Below are 14,471 nucleotides of genomic sequence, written 5' to 3'. Positions count from 1 at the left end.
GCACCAGTGTCCCTTTCAGACGGGAGATTGTCGCGCGGAAGCGCTAATATTGTGCCAAACCGTCTAATATCCAGATAAGGAAGAGGGCGATTCCCGCCGTGTCGGAACAGACCAGCACCCGCAGCGTCGAAGACTTCGGGTCAAACGAATGGCTTGTCGAAGAGCTGTATGAGCAGTACCAGGCGGACAAGAACTCAGTGGACAAGTCATGGTGGCCGTTTTTCGAGAAGTTCGAGAACGGCGACGGATCGGCCGGTTCCGGCGGCGGTTCGAAGCCCTCTGCGCAGAAGCCATCTGAGAAGAGGATCCAGAAGAGGTCCGGCGACGACGTCAGCGCCCACCAGGACACCGGCGCTGCGAAGGACGCCCCCGCCAAGGAGAAGCAGATCAGCTCCACCGAGCAGAAGGGTGTCACGCCCTCGGTCACGGAGTCGGAGACCCAGAAGGCGGAGTCGAAGTCCGCTGCGGCTGCCCGCAAGCGGTCGACCACCTCGGCAGCGAAGCCGGCGAACAACGAGACCAGCGAGGACGAGGTCGTCAAGCTGCGCGGACCGGCCAAGCTCATCGCCCAGAACATGGACGAGTCGCTGTCGGTTCCGACCGCCACCTCGGTGCGTTCGCTGCCGGCCAAGGCGCTCATCGACAACCGCATCGTCATCAACTCCCACCTCAAGCGCACCCGCGGCGGCAAGGTGTCGTTCACGCACCTCATCGGCTACGCCGTCATCCGTGCGCTCAAGGCCAACCCGAACCAGAACGTCTACTACGACATCCAGGACGACAAGCCGGTGATGGTCAAGCCCGGCCACATCAACTTCGGCCTGGCCATCGACGTGCCCAAGAAGGACGGCACCCGCTCGCTGCTGGTGCCCAACGTCAAGAAGGCCGAGACGCTGTCGTTCAAGGAGTTCGTCGACGCCTACGACGACCTCGTCGACCGTGCCCGCGAAGGCAAGCTCACCGCTGACGACTTCGCCGGCACCACCGTCTCGCTGACGAACCCCGGCGGCATCGGCACCGTGCACTCAGTCCCGCGCTTGACCAAGGGCCAGGGCTGCATCATCGGCGTCGGCGCGCTGACCTACCCGGCCGAGTACCAGGGCGCCAGCCAGGAGACCATCAACCGCCTGGCGATCTCGAAAATCCTCACCCTGACCTCGACCTATGACCACCGTGTCATCCAGGGTGCCGGCTCCGGTGAGTTCCTGCGCACCGTGCACGAGTACCTGCTCGGCAAGGACGGCTTCTACGACGACGTCTTCGCCTCGCTGCGCCTGCCCTACGAGCCGGTGCGCTGGGTGCCCGATGTCGACACCGGTGACCAGGACGACGTCAACAAGACCGCCCGCGTCATCGAACTCATCGACGCCTACCGCAACCGCGGCCACCTCATGGCCAACACCGATCCGCTCGTCTACCGGCAGCGCTCGCACCCGGATCTCGACATCAACCAGCACGGCCTGACGCTGTGGGATCTGGAGCGGATGTTCCCGACCGGCGGATTCGGCGGCAAGCCGATCATGCCGCTGCGCGACATCCTCGGACTGCTGCGCGACTCGTACTGCCGCACCACCGGCATCGAATACATGTACATCTCCGATCCGGCCCAGCGCCGCTGGTTCCAGGAGCGCCTGGAGGTTCCGCACGAGGAGCTCACCCGCGCTGAGCAGGGCCACATCCTCGGCCGCCTCAACGCCGCTGAGGCCTTCGAGACCTTCCTGCAGACGAAGTACATCGGCCAGAAGCGCTTCTCGCTCGAAGGCGGCGAGTCGGCGATCGTGCTGCTCGACGAGGTCCTCAACCAGGCCGCTGATGTCGGCATGGACGAGGTCACCATCGGCATGGCCCACCGCGGCCGCCTCAACGTGCTGGCCAACATCGCCGGCAAGAGCTACACGCAGATCTTCCGCGAGTTCGACGGCACCATGGCCCCGGACAGCTTCCAGGGCTCCGGCGACGTGAAGTACCACCTCGGTGCCGAAGGCTCCTTCACCTCCCCGTCGGGCAACTCGACGAAGGTGCAGGTCGCTGCCAACCCGAGCCACCTGGAGACCGTCAACCCGGTGCTCGAGGGCATCACGCGTGCTAAGCAGGACGTCATCGACCAGGGCGAGGGTGGCTTCACTGTACTGCCGGTCCTCGTCCACGGCGATGCCGCTTTCGCCGGCCAGGGCGTCGTCGCTGAGACGCTGCACCTGTCGGAGCTGCGCGGCTACCGCACCGGCGGCACGATCCACGTCGTCATCAACAACCAGGTCGGCTTCACCACCCCGCCGGCCTCGGCCCGCTCGTCGTACTACTGCACCGATGTCGCCAAGATCATCAGCGCCCCGGTGCTGCACGTCAACGGCGATGACCCGGAGGCCGTCTACCGCGCCGCCCAGCTGGCGTTCGAGTACCGGCAGGAGTTCAACCGCGATGTCATCATCGACCTCGTGTGCTACCGCCGCCGCGGACACAACGAGGGCGACGACCCGTCGATGACCCAGCCGGTGATGTACTCGCTCATCGAGAAGAAGGGTTCGGTGCGCAAGCTCTACACCGAATCGCTCGTCGGCCGTGGCTGCATCACCGAGGACGAGGCGAAGGAAGCGCTCAAGGACTACCAGTCCAAGCTCGAATCCGCCTTCGCCGAGACCAAGGAAGCCGAGAAGGACAGCTCCGAGAAGGACACCACCTTCACCCAGGGCTACCAGCGACCCGACGACCTCGAGACCGACAACACCGTCAAGACGGCTGTGTCGAAGGAGATCGTCGAGCGCATCGGCTCGGTCCACACCGAGGTGCCCGAAGACTTCGAGGTGCACAAGAAGCTCAAGAGCCTGCTGGAGAAGCGCGAGGAGATGTCGCGCTCCGGCGGCATCGACTGGGGCTTCGCCGAGCTGCTGGCCTTCGGCTCGCTGCTCATGGAGGGCGTGCCGGTCCGGCTCGCCGGCCAGGACTCGCGCCGCGGCACCTTCACCCAGCGCCACTCGGTCATCATCGACCACCAGAACAGCAACGAGTGGACGCCGCTGTCGAACCTCAGCGACGACCAGGCGAAGTTCTGGGTCTACGACTCGCTGCTGAGCGAATACGCGGCGATGGGCTTCGAGTACGGCTACTCAGTCGAACGCAAGGACGCCCTCGTGTGCTGGGAGGCACAGTTCGGCGACTTCGCCCAGGGCGCCCAGTCCGTCATCGACGAGTACATCTCGTCCTCGGAGCAGAAATGGGCGCAGAACGGCGGCATCGTGCTGCTGCTCCCCCACGGCTTCGAAGGCCAGGGACCGGACCACTCCTCGGCTCGCATCGAGCGCTACCTGCAGCTGTGCGCGGAGAACAACATGACGGTGGCGATGCCCTCGAACGGCGCATCGTACTTCCACCTCCTGCGCCGCCACGCACACACACCCAACAAGCGCCCGCTCATCGTCTTCACCCCGAAGTCGATGCTGCGCCTCAAGGCCGCGGCCACCCAGGTCGAGCAGTTCACCTCCGGCAAGTTCGAGCCGGTCATCGCCGATGACTCCGTCGATGCCAAGCAGGTCGACCGCGTCATCATGGTCTCGGGCAAGCTGTACTGGGATCTGGTGGCCAAGCGCAAGAAGGCCGGAGACGACAAGACTGCGATCGTGCGCGTCGAGCAGCTCTACCCGCTTGAGGCAGATGCCATCGCCGAGGTGCTCGATCAGTACGGCGACGCCGAGCTCATCTGGGCGCAGGAGGAGCCGGAGAACCAGGGCGCCTGGCCGTTCATGGCACTCAACCTGGTTCCGGTGCTCGGCCGCGACGTCCGCGTCGTCGCCCGGGCCTCCTCGGCCTCGCCTGCGACCGGACTCAAGCTCGTCCACGATGCTGAGCAGGCTGAGCTCATCGAGCGCGTCTTCGAGCGCTGAAGCGTGAGCAACCCGAAGTCCACTTCGATCGTCGTGGCCGGCAGCGAACTCGTTGCCGGCCACGGCGATGGTCGTGGTCTCGGATGGGTCGGCCGTGTCGCCGTCCGCACGCATCCCGCGCTGCCGAGCGCGAACTTCTACACCCTGGCAGCCCCTGAGGAGACCTCGGCTGACCTGCACGATCGCTGCATCGGAGAGGCGATGCGCCGGTTCTCCTCTGAGACCGACAACCGCCTCGTCATCGCCCCGGGCACCGCTGACATCGATGCCGGGCTCTCGACCGCCCGGTCACGGCTCAACCTCGCCAACATCCTCGATGCGGCCCTGGCTGCTGAGGTGTCGACGTTCGTCGTCGGCCCGCCGCCGGCGATCGGGGAGCTGACGAACCGGTCGATCGCCGATCTCAACGCAGGCTTCGCTGATGTCGCCCATCGCCGAGGTGTGCCCTACGTCGACACCTTCACTCCCCTGCGCGGTCATGCTGTGTGGCAGCGGGAGATCGCCTCGTCGTCAACCGGCCTGCCGAGCCAGGAGGGCTACGGGCTGCTGGCCTGGCTCGTCATCCACCGCGGCTGGTTCGACTGGCTCGGTGTGCCCGACGTGCTCGCCGGGCGCTGAACACCTCGCACCGCCCGTCCTGCAGCCTGGACTGTTTTGCCCCGCTGGCACGGGTGTGGAAAAATAGACTGGATTCGAAAGAAGGAGTGAACCGAGATGGCAAGCAAGCGCGCTCGCAAGCGTAAGGATCGCAAGAAGCGTGGGGCCAACCACGGCAAGCGTCCCAACACCTGATCTATTCAGACATTGGCGAAGGCGGGGCGGAGATCACATCTCCGCCCCGCCTTTCGCATGCCGTCTCTCAGCCGAACGTGCGGCGCACGTAGGTGCGGCGCTCGACGACGATCCGCGCCCGGATCCGCTCGGCCAGCCCGGCCGGTGCCTGATCCTGGCAGCAGGAGCGGCGCACGAGTTCCTTGAGCAGCGCCTCGATGGTGTAGTCGTCCTGGCACTGTGAGCAGTTGGCCAGGTGATCCTTGATGACGTCGATCTCGTCGCGCGTCAGCTCGCCGTCGAGGTAGTTGTAGATCCGCATGAGGCTGTTCTGGCGATTCTGCTCGTCACAGCAGCCGGTGTGGCTGATGGGTTCTTCGCTCATGAGGACACCTCCTCGGTCGTCTTCTTCGCAGTCGTGTCCTTCTTCGCCGGCTTCTTCCCGGCAGCAGCCTTGTCGCCGTCCTTCTCAACGCCGAAGCCGCGCTCACGGGCGTAGTCGGACAGCATCTCGCGCAGCTGGCGCCGGCCGCGGTGCAGACGCGACATCACGGTGCCGATCGGCGTGTCCATGATCTCGGCGATCTCCTTGTACGGCAGACCTTCGACATCGGCGTAGTACACGACCATCCGGAAGTCGTCCGGCAGCTGCGACAGCGCTTCCTTGATGTCGGAATCCGGCAGGTGATCAAGGGCTTCGAGCTCAGCTGAGCGGCCACCGGATGAGGTGTGGCTGGCCGCGCGTGCGATCTGCCAGTCCTCGATCCCCTCACCGCTGGACTCCTGCGGCTGGCGCTGCTTCTTGCGGTAGGAGTTGATGAAGGTGTTCGTCAGGATCCGGTACAGCCAGGCCTTGAGGTTCGTGCCCTTCTTGTACTGGTGGAAGGCCGCGTAGGCCTTGACATAGGTTTCCTGCACGAGGTCCTCGGCATCAGCCGGGTTGCGCGTCATGCGCAGGGCAGCCGCATACAGCTGGTTGACGTACTCGAGCGCATCGCGCTCAAACCGCGCATGCTGCTCTTCGGGCGTCTCAGTGATCTCGTCAGCCTGGGCGGCATCGAGGTTCTCATCCGGCGGTGAGGACTCGGGTGCGTCTGGAGCAAGAGGTTTCGTCATCACCGTCCATAGTACGCGCTTATGCGTCTGCGCTTCTATGACTGGCATCGCATCGCCCCTTCCTGCCTGGTCGTGCCGACCGTGCACGGTTGATCGTTCATGAGCGACAACGCATCCGGCCCCTCGATCATTCCGTGCCCGAGACGGCGGCAGGGTTCCATTCGTCACGTCGCCTGAGCAGATCCCGGCACCGGTCCCGACCCTGGTGAGACGCCCATCATTCACTCTGATTTCACACCCTTCTCAACAAGCGAATTCGTGTGAGCCGGAATTGCTGATACAGTTGAACTTGTCCAAGGCGGTTCAAGCCCGATGAATTCGGGATATCCGCTTCGGCACATCCGATTTCGTCAAGGATTATGAATCGGTTTGCTGTTGTTCATCTCGGCACCTGCGATTAGCTCGCGGACGTGCCACTGACGATTCGGTTGGCTTATCTCAGTTTCCCCCATTCTCTGCGCGGCACCTTCGCCGCGTTCCTTTGCTGCACACCTGCTCCTGCCCGCACATATGCTGGCAGTTGAGAGGCTCTGACTCGCGGAAGCCGGACAGCATAATTCTCAGTTCATCTCATTTACATGCGCCCAGGCAGAACTCTGCCGTGATGTGCATTTCACAGATTTCCATGTCACTTCAATCGGCATGGAGCAAGCGGTCATGAATATGGCCATATCTACACAAAGAGGAAAAACAATGACTACAGGCAACGTCAAGTGGTTCAACGCTGAAAAGGGCTTCGGTTTCATCGAGCCTTCCGACGGCTCGGCTGACGTGTTCGCGCACTTCAGCGCCATCGAGGGCTCGGGTTACCGCAGCCTCGAGGAGAACCAGACGGTGGAGTACACCTCCGAGAGCACCCCGAAGGGCCCGCAGGCCACCTCGGTGCGCGTCCTCTGAGACTCCTGACATCAGCGGGGCAGCGGTCTGACGACCCTGCCCCGCTGATGCATACCCACCTCCCATCACCGCGCTGACCGCGTTCTGCGGTCACCCCTCCTCCGCCGGCTGCCCTGGGCACTGACGGATCCCCGCATCCACACCCGAAGGAGCCCTGCCCATGCCAGCCGCACAGACACCACCGCCAACCGCCGTCCAGCCGACCCGGACGAGCCGCTATCTGCGGCCTGAGGACTTCCCGCCTGCTGCCCGCACCTACGCCGAGGTCTCCCAGACCATCCGCGCCCACGGACTCCTCGCCCGCACCCCTGTCTTCTACCTGCTGCTCAGTGCTGGCCTCACACTGGCCTTCGCCGGACTGGCAGCAGGGTTCATCCTGCTTGGCGACTCGTGGTTCCAGCTGCTCATCGCCGCCGGCCTTGCCGTCGTCTTCACCCAGGTGGCATTCCTCTCCCACGAGGCCGCCCACCGCCAGATCCTCTCCTCCGGGCCAGCCAACGACCGGCTGGCCCGCCTCCTCGGCTGCGGTGTCGTGGGCATGAGCTACAGCTGGTGGGATTCAAAGCACTCCCGCCACCACGCCAACCCCAACCGGGTCGGCAAAGACCCCGACATCGCCGTCGACACGATCTCCTTCCTGCCCGAAGACGCCGCCCAGGCACGCGGGCTGCGCCGCCTGCTCACCCGCTACCAGGGCTGGGCGTTCTTCCCTCTGCTCACCCTCGAGGGCATCAACCTGCACTTCCAGGGACTCAAGCACCTCAGCAGCCGCGGACCGGTCAAGCAACGCTGGACCGAACTCGGCCTCATCGCCGCCCGCTTCGCCGTCCTGCTCACCGCCATCTTCGCCTTCCTGCCGATCGGCATGGCGTTCGCCTTCCTCGGCGTGCAGCTGGCCGTCTTCGGCGTCTACATGGGCGCCTCGTTCGCCCCCAACCACAAGGGCATGCCGGTCTTCGCCCACGACGCCAAGCGCATCGACTTCTTCACCAAGCAGGTGCGCACCTCCCGCAACATCGCCGGAGGCTGGTGGGCCAGCGCGCTCATGGGCGGACTGAACTACCAGGTCGAACACCACCTCTTCCCCTCCATGCCGCGCCCGCACCTGGCCAAGGCCCGCCTCATCGTCCGCGACGCCTGCCAGCGCTTCGACGTCCCCTACACCGAGACGAGCCTGTGGCGCTCCTACGGGATCGTCATCGCCTACCTCAACCGGGTCGGCCTGGCCGCCCGCGACCCGTTCGACTGCCCGCTCATGAGCCAACTGCGCCGCAGCTGACCCCGGCCGGCCACATCGTCTACACAAGGCACCTTGTCTCACAATCGCCTGCCGGCACGCTCACAGTCCCAGCTGCCGGCAGCCAGCGGCTCATCTGCACGCCGGCGCATGGCATGGGTCTGATCTTCGACTATGCTTGAGCCAGGCTCGACTCATCGACGTCAATCGGAAGGAAGCCACCGTGTCCCTGGTTCGCCTCATCGCCCGTCCTATGCTCGCTTCGGCCTACATCGCCAACGGCGTCTCCCGGATCAAGCATCCGCAGGCCGCAACCGATTCGATCACCCCGGTCATCAACGCCGTGAAGAAGCAGGTTGACATCCCGATCGACGCTGAGCTCGCCGCTCGCGCCACCGGTGTCGCCCAGGTCGCCGCCGGTTCGCTGCTGGCGATCGGTAAGTTCCCGCGCTTCTCCGCCACGGTCCTCGTCGGCACCTACCTCATCGACGTCATCGGTGAGCAGCTGCTGACTCCGAAGGAGGAGCGTTCGCAGGTCTCGCTGCTGACGAAGACCTCGATGATCGGCGGCGCGCTCATCGCCAGCGTCGACACCGCCGGTAAGCCGGGCCTGGCCTGGCGCGTCCAGCACGCGGCGCAGGACCTGCGCAAGAACGTCGAGAAGACCTCCGCCAAGGCGATGGACGCCGTCAACTTCGGCTGAACTCGATGACCCAGCGCGACGTCTCGCTGTGGCCCGCCCCGCGTGCAACCGCACCGGTGCGGGCCACAGTCGCAGTACCCGGTTCCAAGTCCCTGACCAACCGCTACATCGCCTTAGCCGCGGTCGCAGCCGAGCCCTCGACGATCATCAACCCGCTCATCAGCCGTGATACCGAGCTCATGTTCGCAGCGATCACCGCACTCGGCGCTGAGGTCGACCGCTCAACCGACGGCCAGGTGACGATCACCCCGCTGCCGACCGCCGCCTCGGGCGCGGACGCCGCCACCGTCGACTGCGGGCTGGCCGGCACCGTCATGCGCTTCATCCCGCCGCTGGCCGCTGCCACCGGCCGCAGCGTGCGCATCGACGGCGACGCACAGGCCTATGTGCGGCCGATGGACACGATGATCGGCGCGCTGCGCGACCTCGGCGTCGAGATCACCGCCGGTGCGACTTCGCTGCCCTTCGACCTGCACTCCCCCGGCGGCGTGGCCGGCGGGCGGATCGAGATCGACGCCTCGGCCTCCAGCCAGTTCGTCTCCGGGCTGCTGCTGGCCGGCTGCCTGTTCGACGACGGGCTCACCCTCGTCCACACCGGCGACGCTGTGCCCTCGCGCCCGCACATCGAGATGACCCTGGAGACGATGCGTCTGGCCGGCATCGACGCCTCCGCCACCGGTGAGCACGAGTGGACGGTCGCTCCTGGCCGGCCGCGCGGGTTCACCGTCACGGTTGAGCCGGACCTGTCGAACGCCGCGACCTTCCTCGCCGCTGCGATCGTCACCGGCGGGCAGGTGTGCGTGCCGCACTGGCCTGCCGAGACGACGCAGGCCGGTGATGCCTTCCGCGGCCTGGCTGAGAGCTTCGGCGCCCAGGTCGAGTTGACTGACGGCACCCTGTGCGTCACCGGGCCCGAGGCGGTGGCCCCGATCGACGTCGATCTCTCGGCTGTCGGCGAGCTCACCCCCGTCACCGCCGCTGTCGCTGCGTGTGCTGACGGTGAGAGCCGGCTGCGCGGCATCGGGCATCTGCGCGGACACGAAACCGACCGGCTGGCCGCTCTCGCCGCCGAACTCGGCAGGCTGGGTGCGAAGGTGACCGAACATGCTGATGCCCTCACGATCCACGCCCCGGCACGGTCCGGTGGGCAGTTCGAGACGTATCACGATCACCGGATGGTGATGGCCGCAGCGGTGCTCGGCCTGTGCGTCGACGGCGTCGAGGTCATCGACGCCGGCACGGTGGCCAAGACGATGCCTGACTTCACGCAGCTGTGGTCGGGCATGCTGGCAGGCGAGCGCTGAGCATGGGCAGACGGTACGACAACTTCACCGAAGACGACTACCGGCCCAGGCCCAACCGCAAAGGCTCCCGGCCGCGGACCAAGGAGCGCCCGGACTATTCGGATGCCCCGACGGCGATGGTCACGGCCGTCGACCGCGGCCGCTACCGCGTCGTCGTCCACGACGATGACGGGCAGGCGCCAGTCGACGGGCCGATCGTCACCTGCGTGCGCTCGTCGCGTCTGCGCCGCCGCTCCATCGTCCCCGGCGACCGGGTCCGGGTGGTCGGCGACACCTCGGGTGCGGATGGCACGATGGCCCGCATCGTCGAGATCCTCGACCGGCAGACGCTGCTGCGCCGCAGCGCTGATGACACCGACGCGACCGAGCGGGTGCTCGTGGCCAACGCCGACCAGCTCGTCATCGTCACCGCCGCAGCCGACCCCGAACCCTCGTGGGGGCTCATCGACCGGGCGCTCGTCGCCGCCTTCGACGCCGATATGGAACCGCTCATCGCGGTCACCAAGCTCGATCTGGCGCCGATCGATGCGATCCGCGACTACTATGCCGCTGCCGGCGTGCGGGTGGTGGCCTGCGGCTTCGACGCCACCGGCCGCCCACATATCAGGCAGCTGCTGCCGGAGCTGACCGGACGGTTGTCGGTGCTCGTCGGGCATTCCGGGGTGGGCAAGTCGACGCTCATGAACGAGATCATCCCGGCAGCCGACCGGGCGATCGGCGACGTCAACGCCGTCACCGGACGCGGCCGCCACACCTCGTCCTCGGCGCTGTGCCTGCCGCTGCCGGACGCCGGCTGGCTCATCGACACACCCGGAGTGCGCAGCTTTGGGCTCGCCCACGTCGACATCGACAGCGTGCTCACCGCCTTCGACGAGCTCGTCGAGGCCACCGCCTACTGCCCGCGCGGATGCACACACCTCGATGACGCACCGGACTGCGCCCTCGATGCGTGGGTCGCCGAGGGCAAGGCCGGGGATGCCGGGCCGCAGCGGCTTGCCTCCCTGCGCCGGCTGCTCAGCGGGCTGCAGCAGCCGGCCTACTGAACCACTCCCCTGACGCCTGCCTTTTCCATATGCCGACCAGGCGGCAAGTGCTCTCAGCGGCACCGCTACAGTGTCACCATGGACGATCTCGAACTCGCGCTGCGCCTGGCCGATGCCGCCGATGCGATCAGCCTGCCGCGCTTCCGGACGCATGACTTCCACGTCTCGACGAAGCCGGATCTGACACCGGTCACCGATGCCGATCAAGCTGTCGAGCAGATGCTGCGCACCAAGATCGCCGAGCACCGGCCGGACGATTCGTTCTACGGGGAGGAGTTCGGCAGCCGCGGGCAGGCATCGCGGCGCTGGATCGTCGACCCGATCGACGGGACGAAGAACTTCGTGCGCGGAGTGCCCGTCTACGCCACCCTCATCGCCCTCTACGACGGCAAGACACCCCTCGTCGGTGTCGTCAGCGCCCCCGCCCTCGGGATGCGCTGGCATGCCGCCGCCGGTCACGGCGCCTACCGCACACTGGCTGCTGGTCTCGGCGGCGGCGAGCCTGAGCGCCTGCAGGTCTCGACGGTGAGCGATCTCGCCGATGCGTCTCTGTCGTACTCCTCGCTGACCGGATGGGCCTCCCACCGGGACCGCGAGAAGTTCATCGCGCTGACCGACCAGGTGTGGCGCACCCGGGCCTACGGCGACTTCTGGTCGTACATGATGGTCGCCGAAGGCACCGTCGACGTCGCCTGCGAACCGGAGCTCGAACTCTACGATATGGCCGCGCTCGTGCCGATCGTCACCGAAGCCGGCGGCTCCTTCACCGATCTCGGCGGCCAGCCTGGGCCCTTCGGCGCCAACGGCCTGGCCACCAACGGACTACTGCACACGGAGGTTCTCACCCATGTCTGATGGCACCCAGTCCGGCAGCCGCGGCGCTGCCCACCCCGACCTGTATGCGGCCCCGACGTGGCACCAGATGGCCACCGCGGCTGGGCTGGTGAATGCCGACGGGTCGATCGGCGAGACGATCTTCGGGCAGATGACCACCCTGGCCGGGCAGCACGATGCGGTCAACCTCGGGCAGGGATCACCGGGAGACCCGACGCCGGATTTCCTCATCGACGCCGCGACCGAGGCGATGCGCGCCGGAGTCAACCAGTACGCCCCAGGCCAGGGCCACCGTATGCTCATCGACGCCGTGGCCGAGCAGCGCCGCCGCTGCTACGGACAGGACGTCTCGGCTGACGAGGTGCTCATCACCATCGGCGCAACCGAGGGACTCAGCGCCGCGATCGTCGCCCTCGTCCCCCGCGGCGGCGAGGTCATCGTCTTCGAGCCCTTCTACGACTCCTACGCTGCCGCCACCGCACTGGCCGGCGGAAAGCTGCGCACCGTCGGGCTCATCGAGGACGGCGAGGGCGGCTTCACCCCTGACTGGGAGGCCTTCGAACGCACCATCGGCCCGCAGACGGCAGCGATCATCGTCAACACCCCGCACAACCCGACCGGGCTCGTGTTCACCGCTGAGATGCTCACCCGCATCTACGAGGCCGCAGTGGACAACGACGCGTGGATTCTCACCGACGAGGTCTACGAGTACCTCGTCTTCGGCGCTCGCACGCACGTGGCGCTGGCCAGCATCGTCGACGATCCCTCCCGGGTGGTGTCGATCTCATCAGCTGGCAAGAGCTTCAACATCACCGGCTGGAAGATCGGCTGGACGGTCGCGGCACCTGAGGTGCGCGAAGCGATCCAGGCGGTCAAGCAGTACTTCTGCTTCACCGGCGGGGCACCCTTCCAGCCGGCGGTCGCTGCAGCCCTGAACGAACATGAGGACTTCGCCCACCGCTCAGCACAGAGTCTTGCTGCCCGTTCGGAGATCCTCGTGCCGGCATTCGAGCAGCTGCCCGGTGTGCGGGTCTCCCAGCCGCAGGGCGGTTACTTCACACTCGTCGACTTCGCCGGCACCACCGATGAGGACGCCTATGCCCTCAACGAACGGCTGACCCGCGAGTTCGGCTTCACCGGGATCCCTGGACCCTCGCTGTGCGCAGCCGGCACCCCGGCCCGTGAGACTTTCGCCCAGACGATCCGCTACTCCTTCTGCAAGAGCAAAGAGGAGACCGCTGAGGCCGCACGCCGTGTGCGGTCAGCAGCCGAGAAGCTCAGCTGATCGCCCCGGGCTGGCAGGCGCGTGCGGCGACGAAGGCCTTGACGGCGACCGAGCCGAGGACGAGTGCGAAGGCCGGCCAGACGACGTTGGACTGGACGAGGAAGCCGAAGATGAGCGGACCGGTGGCCGCCAGGCAGTAGCCGAGCCCCTGGACGAATCCGGACAGGGCCGCGGCTGACTCCGCACTTGAGGAGCGCAGGCTGATGAGGGTCAACGCCAGTGGGAAGGTCGAGATCCCCAGTCCCAGCAGCACCGTCCACAGCACTGGTGCGGCAGCCGGTGCCAGCCACAGCCCAAGATAGCCGGCGGCCAGGCAGGCGGAGAATCCCAGGACGACAGCCACCGGGCTGCGCACGCGTTCGGCGAACATCGGCAGCACCAGTCCGAGGAGGAACGGGATCGCGGTGACCAGTGAGAGCATCGCCCCACCGAAACTCTCGGACTGGCCGGCACGCACGAAGATCAGCGGCAGCCACGTGAAGAGGATGAAGTTGTTGAACGAGGTGATGCCGGTCATGAGCATAAGCGCCCACGCCCGGCTGCTGCCCAAGAGCTCCAGGTAGCGGCCAGACGAAACCACAGCCGTGCTCGGCGTGGTTTCCGGGGTGACGCGCCGGATCCACAGCAGCAGCCAGATCGCGGCGGGGACGGCAGCGGCGAGCGACCACGCTGCCAGTGAACCCCGCCATCCCAGTCCCTGCGCCAGCGGAACCGCCAGCACCGGTGGGATGAACGTCCCGAACTGCAGGGCTGCGACGTGGATGGTCGAGAACAGACCGATCCGGGTGGGGAAGAATCCCTTCACCAGCGGTGGGATGACGACGTTGCCGATGCCCATGCCGATGAGCGCGAACGCTGAGAGCAGCAGGAAGACCACCGGTGAGCCGGTGGCGCTCCGGATGGCCAGACCGGCAGCGATGATAATCATCGCCAGGCTGATGACGCTCACAGCACCCCAGCGGATCGTCAGGCGCGGAGTGAAGAATCCGGCGATGCCGAAGATGAGCGGGGGCAGCATCCCGATCAAGGCGAGGAATGCGGCGGTCAAGCCCAGCGGCTGCGCCATCATGTCAAGCAGCGGCGAGAGCCCGGTGACGCCGGGCCGCAGGTTGAAGCCGGCGGCGACGATGCCGATGACGACGAGTACGTAGGCGGCGGAGGATTTCACCAGGTCATTCTTGCATCCAGCGGTCAGCGGCGTGCAATCGGCTCACCACGACCGCCGGTGCACACAGCACTCCACGTGATGTCCGTCTCCTGCCGGACGGTCGAGGCACGCCACCGCTGACCACTGCAGCCGATCATTTTCTGAGTGAGCAGAAAGCCCGCTGACCTGGCATTTCTGCTGGTCAGCGGGCCTTTTCTCGTGGCGGGGGGAGGATTTGAACCTTCGACCTCCGGGT

13 protein-coding genes are annotated in these 14,471 nt (G+C 66.4%); 10 read left to right on the top strand and 3 right to left on the bottom strand.

What is annotated here, in order from left to right; all coding sequences use genetic code 11:
- Positions 1–98: 98 nt before the first annotated feature.
- The 3 genes from B4E96_RS08470 to B4E96_RS13395 all read left to right on the top strand — a co-directional run bounded on the left by B4E96_RS08470 (position 99) and on the right by B4E96_RS13395 (position 4,670).
- A complete protein-coding gene (locus tag B4E96_RS08470; RefSeq protein WP_259835250.1) occupies positions 99–3,878 on the top strand; it encodes a multifunctional oxoglutarate decarboxylase/oxoglutarate dehydrogenase thiamine pyrophosphate-binding subunit/dihydrolipoyllysine-residue succinyltransferase subunit in 3,780 nt (1,259 codons plus the stop codon).
- A gap of 3 nt (positions 3,879–3,881) precedes the next feature.
- Complete coding sequence (locus B4E96_RS08465; protein WP_286957164.1) at positions 3,882–4,496, top strand: GDSL-type esterase/lipase family protein; 615 nt, start codon at positions 3,882–3,884, stop codon at positions 4,494–4,496.
- Positions 4,497–4,592: 96 nt separating this feature from the next.
- On the top strand, positions 4,593–4,670 hold the full coding sequence (locus B4E96_RS13395; RefSeq protein WP_375544706.1) for a 50S ribosomal protein bL37: 78 nt from the start codon (positions 4,593–4,595) through the stop codon (positions 4,668–4,670).
- A 67-nt stretch (positions 4,671–4,737) separates the two neighbouring features.
- Here the strand turns inward: B4E96_RS13395 and rsrA are convergent, their stop codons facing one another.
- Together rsrA and B4E96_RS08455 are read right to left on the bottom strand one after the other, a co-directional pair.
- Positions 4,738–5,034: a mycothiol system anti-sigma-R factor gene (gene rsrA / locus B4E96_RS08460; protein ID WP_102159654.1), complete on the bottom strand. Its 297-nt coding sequence runs from the start codon at positions 5,032–5,034 to the stop codon at positions 4,738–4,740.
- The gene (locus B4E96_RS08455; protein WP_286957163.1) at positions 5,031–5,813 is read right to left on the bottom strand and encodes a sigma-70 family RNA polymerase sigma factor; all 783 of its coding nucleotides are present in this window, start codon (positions 5,811–5,813) and stop codon (positions 5,031–5,033) included. Before B4E96_RS08455 ends, rsrA begins: the two co-directional genes overlap by 4 nt.
- 645 nt (positions 5,814–6,458) lie before the next feature.
- On the opposite strand from B4E96_RS08455, the gene B4E96_RS08450 reads away from it, so the two are divergent.
- The 7 genes from B4E96_RS08450 (at position 6,459) to B4E96_RS08420 (ending at position 13,068) form a co-directional block, all read left to right on the top strand.
- Positions 6,459–6,662, top strand: coding sequence for a cold-shock protein (locus tag B4E96_RS08450; RefSeq protein ID WP_259800292.1), 204 nt, complete (start codon positions 6,459–6,461; stop codon positions 6,660–6,662).
- A gap of 160 nt (positions 6,663–6,822) precedes the next feature.
- Positions 6,823–7,941: a fatty acid desaturase family protein gene (locus tag B4E96_RS08445; RefSeq protein WP_259800293.1), complete on the top strand. Its 1,119-nt coding sequence runs from the start codon at positions 6,823–6,825 to the stop codon at positions 7,939–7,941.
- Between the two features lie 136 nt (positions 7,942–8,077).
- The gene (locus tag B4E96_RS08440) at positions 8,078–8,602 is read left to right on the top strand and encodes a DoxX family protein (protein WP_259800294.1); all 525 of its coding nucleotides are present in this window, start codon (positions 8,078–8,080) and stop codon (positions 8,600–8,602) included.
- Positions 8,603–8,607: 5 nt separating this feature from the next.
- Positions 8,608–9,906 (top strand): 3-phosphoshikimate 1-carboxyvinyltransferase, encoded by a 1,299-nt coding sequence (gene aroA / locus B4E96_RS08435; RefSeq protein WP_286957160.1) that lies wholly within the window; start codon positions 8,608–8,610, stop codon positions 9,904–9,906.
- 2 nt (positions 9,907–9,908) lie between these two features.
- The gene (rsgA, locus tag B4E96_RS08430) at positions 9,909–10,949 is read left to right on the top strand and encodes a ribosome small subunit-dependent GTPase A (protein ID WP_286957159.1); all 1,041 of its coding nucleotides are present in this window, start codon (positions 9,909–9,911) and stop codon (positions 10,947–10,949) included.
- A gap of 78 nt (positions 10,950–11,027) precedes the next feature.
- Entirely contained in the window at positions 11,028–11,804 is a 777-nt protein-coding gene (gene hisN, locus B4E96_RS08425) for a histidinol-phosphatase (RefSeq protein WP_286957158.1), read from the top strand.
- Complete coding sequence (locus tag B4E96_RS08420) at positions 11,797–13,068, top strand: aminotransferase class I/II-fold pyridoxal phosphate-dependent enzyme (protein WP_286957157.1); 1,272 nt, start codon at positions 11,797–11,799, stop codon at positions 13,066–13,068. Before hisN ends, B4E96_RS08420 begins: the two co-directional genes overlap by 8 nt.
- Here B4E96_RS08420 and B4E96_RS08415 read toward each other — a convergent pair.
- Positions 13,061–14,236 (bottom strand): MFS transporter, encoded by a 1,176-nt coding sequence (locus tag B4E96_RS08415; RefSeq protein WP_286957156.1) that lies wholly within the window; start codon positions 14,234–14,236, stop codon positions 13,061–13,063. The two genes, B4E96_RS08420 and B4E96_RS08415, sit on opposite strands and share 8 nt — an antisense overlap.
- Between the last annotated feature and the right edge of the window lie 235 nt (positions 14,237–14,471).

Source organism: Brevibacterium sp. UBA7493 (assembly GCF_002479565.1).
GTDB lineage: Bacteria > Actinomycetota > Actinomycetes > Actinomycetales > Brevibacteriaceae > Brevibacterium > Brevibacterium luteolum.
This window is presented reverse-complemented; position numbering and strand designations above follow the sequence as displayed.